This is a genomic window from Psychrobacter sp. DAB_AL32B, from assembly GCF_002224105.1.
GTDB lineage: Bacteria > Pseudomonadota > Gammaproteobacteria > Pseudomonadales > Moraxellaceae > Psychrobacter.
This window is the reverse complement of sequence record NZ_NEXU01000093.1, coordinates 1-2,928: the sequence shown is the minus strand read 5'-3', so window position 1 is coordinate 2,928 and position 2,928 is coordinate 1. Positions and strand designations below refer to the sequence as shown.

Annotated in this window: 2 protein-coding genes and 1 pseudogene; all 3 read left to right on the top strand. The window is 45.5% G+C overall.

Annotated elements, in window-relative coordinates:
* Positions 1–308, top strand: a pseudogene (locus CAN34_RS11175) (GDP-mannose 4,6-dehydratase); the annotation flags it as partial.
* Positions 309–362: 54 nt separating this feature from the next.
* Positions 363–1,247 (top strand): UTP--glucose-1-phosphate uridylyltransferase, encoded by an 885-nt coding sequence (locus tag CAN34_RS11170; RefSeq protein WP_089555726.1) that lies wholly within the window; start codon positions 363–365, stop codon positions 1,245–1,247.
* Between the two features lie 3 nt (positions 1,248–1,250).
* Positions 1,251–2,928: glucose-6-phosphate isomerase (gene pgi / locus CAN34_RS11165; RefSeq protein ID WP_089555725.1), on the top strand; the 1,678-nt coding region annotated here is incomplete at its 3' end.

The following is a 2,928-nucleotide window of genomic DNA, read 5'->3' as shown; positions in this document are numbered from 1 at the left end:
AAGGCCACGTCGCCGCGCTTAACTATCTAGAGCAACCAAACTCAGCTTTAGGCTTCTTACCTATCAATCTTGGTACGGGTACGGGCACCTCGGTATTAGAGTTGGTGACGGCTTTCTCCGAAGTGTCAGGGCAAAAAATTCCTTACCAGTTCGCTGATCGTCGTGCGGGTGATATCGCAAGTTGTTATGCCAGTGCAGATAAAGCGCAATCTTTGTTAGGCTGGCAAGCAAAGCTGTCTATTACCGAGATGTGTCAAGATACATGGCGTTGGCAAAGCATGAATCCTCATGGTTACGACACAGTCTAAATTTTATAGAATATAGATTTGCCTCCATTCTTCTTTTAATACAGTTTAAAAATTATGCAAAAAATTACTCATGCTGTTATTCCGGTTGCAGGCTTTGGCACTCGTATGTTGCCATTGTCTAAGTCAGTACCAAAAGAGCTATTGCCGCTTGGTAACCGTCCAGCCATTCATTATGTAGTTGAAGAGGCCATTGCTGCGGGTATTAAGCACATTATATTGATCGGTCATGCGCAAAAAAGCGCGATTGAAAACTACTTCGACATTAATGCCGAGCTGGATAATCAATTGCGTCAAAAAGGTAAAGATGAGCTGGCAGATAGTTTGAACTGGCTACCTGATGATGTGACGGTATCGATGATACGTCAGGGTAAGCCATTAGGCTTGGGTCATGCTGTGCTTGCTGCGCGCCCGATTATTGGTGAGCATAATTTTGCTGTACTGCTACCGGATGTGGTACTCGATCCATTTAACGGCGATATGTCTACGGATAACTTGGCCTTTATGATTGATGCTTTTGCTCAAGACAGTCATTCGCAAATATTGGTCGATAAAGTTGCGGATGAGGATGTGCATAAGTACGGTATCGCCCAATTACATGAAGTGTTTAGCGATGCGAGTGCAGTAGATGACGAAGCGGATATGAATGTCAGCTTTAAAGTTGCTGGTTTTGTAGAAAAGCCCAATGTAGCAGAGGCACCCTCAAGACTCGCCGTGGTTGGTCGCTATGTATTTAGCCATCATATTTTTGATTATTTAGCCAATACTGAAGCTTCGGTCGGTGGCGAGATTCAATTGACGGATGCCATTGACGCCCTCATCAGTGAGTATGGGGTCAATGTTACCACCATGCGCGGAGATAGTTATGATGCCGGCGATATGCGTTCTTACATGCAGGCGTTTATTTATTTCGCTCAGCAGCAATTAGCAGATAAAGAGTAACGGATGAACGTTATAAAAGACGATAAAGTGTATGGTAGTGCCCGTCACTCTAAATATTGGCAGCCGCTGCAAACGCTAGCTGAACAGCCATGGTCGCTTGCTCAGCTATTTGCAAAAGACGATGAGCGAACGACTCGCTTTAGTACGCAAACTGGTGCGCTATATATGGACTATAGCAAGCAGTGTATTGATGAGACGGTATTAGCGAATTTATTGAGCTTAGCAGATAGCTGTGATCTGTCTGAGCGTATTAAAGCTTTGCTGCAAGGGGCGATGGTCAATACCAGTGAGGAGCGCGCAGCTTTGCATACAGCGCTACGCTTACCGGCGAAAGCAACGTTACAAGTCGCTAACCAAGAATTTGGCAAACAAGATGTGGTTGCCGATGTCCATCACAGTTTGGCGCAGGTTGCCAGATTATCTGAGCGGGTACGTGATAATACATGGCGTGGCTTCTCAGGTAAGGCCATGACCGATGTGGTCAATATCGGGGTTGGCGGCTCTGATTTAGGGCCACTAATGGCGGCTACCGCGCTTGATGAGTGGGCAGATACCGATATCGAAGTGCATTTTGTCTCAAATATGGATGGCACCCAGCTTGATAATCTGCTCAAGCATTTAAATCCTGAGACCACTTTATTTATCATCTCATCGAAGTCTTTCGGCACCGTTGATACACTATCGAATGCCAAAACAGCATTATCATGGTTACTTGCAACGGCGGAATTGCGCGCAGGTACTGAAGACAGTGTGTTACGTCGCCATTTTATCGGTATCTCAGCCAATAGCGAAAAAATGAGTGCTTGGGGCATTCATCCTGAGCATCAACTACAAATTTGGGAATGGGTTGGCGGCCGCTTTTCTTTATGGTCAGCGATTGGATTGGCTATTGCCATTCGCATCGGTATGTCTGGATTTAAACAGTTATTGGCCGGTGCTCATAGTATGGATGAGCATTTTGCGCAGACTGATTTTGCAGAAAACTTACCCGTATTATTAGGCTTGCTTGCAGTTTGGAACAGTACCTTTTTAAAAGTGAATGCCCATACGGTATTGCCTTATGATGGACGTTTAAGCTATTTGCCCAGTTACTTGACCCAGCTTGAGATGGAAAGTAACGGTAAGTCGGTTACTCAGTATGGCGAGCGTATTGATTATGACACTTGTCCAATTCTATGGGGTGAGATTGGCTCCAATGCTCAGCATGCTTTTTATCAGCTGCTGCATCAAGGGACGCAGCAAGTTTCTTGCGACTTTATCGCCTGCGTACGTCGTTATAATGATGAGGCAAAAAATACGCCACTACAACAACAGCATGAATTGTCTTTGGCCAACTGTCTAGCACAAAGCCGCGTGCTGGCTTTTGGTAATGCCGCTATCGCCGATACTGCAGCTCAGGTAGATTTCAATGCCGACAAATATAAATACTACCGAGGCAATCAGCCTTCAACGACCTTGCTTATCGATGAGCTAACCCCGCATAGCTTAGGAGCGCTGATCGCGCTTTATGAGCATAAAGTTTATGTTATGGCGAGTATTTGGGATATCAACCCGTTTGACCAATGGGGGGTTGAAATGGGCAAGCAGATGGCAGAGTCAGTTCATGACGCCATGCAGCAAGAGGGAAGTGTCCAATTTGACACTTCCACCAACCAGCTTTTAAAACATATTCAACAGTTGT

Excerpts from the sequence above, each read along its gene's own strand:
- CAN34_RS11170 (WP_089555726.1), top strand. The coding sequence starts at position 363 with ATGCAAAAAATTACTCATGCTGTTATTCCGGTTGCAGGCTTTGGCACT.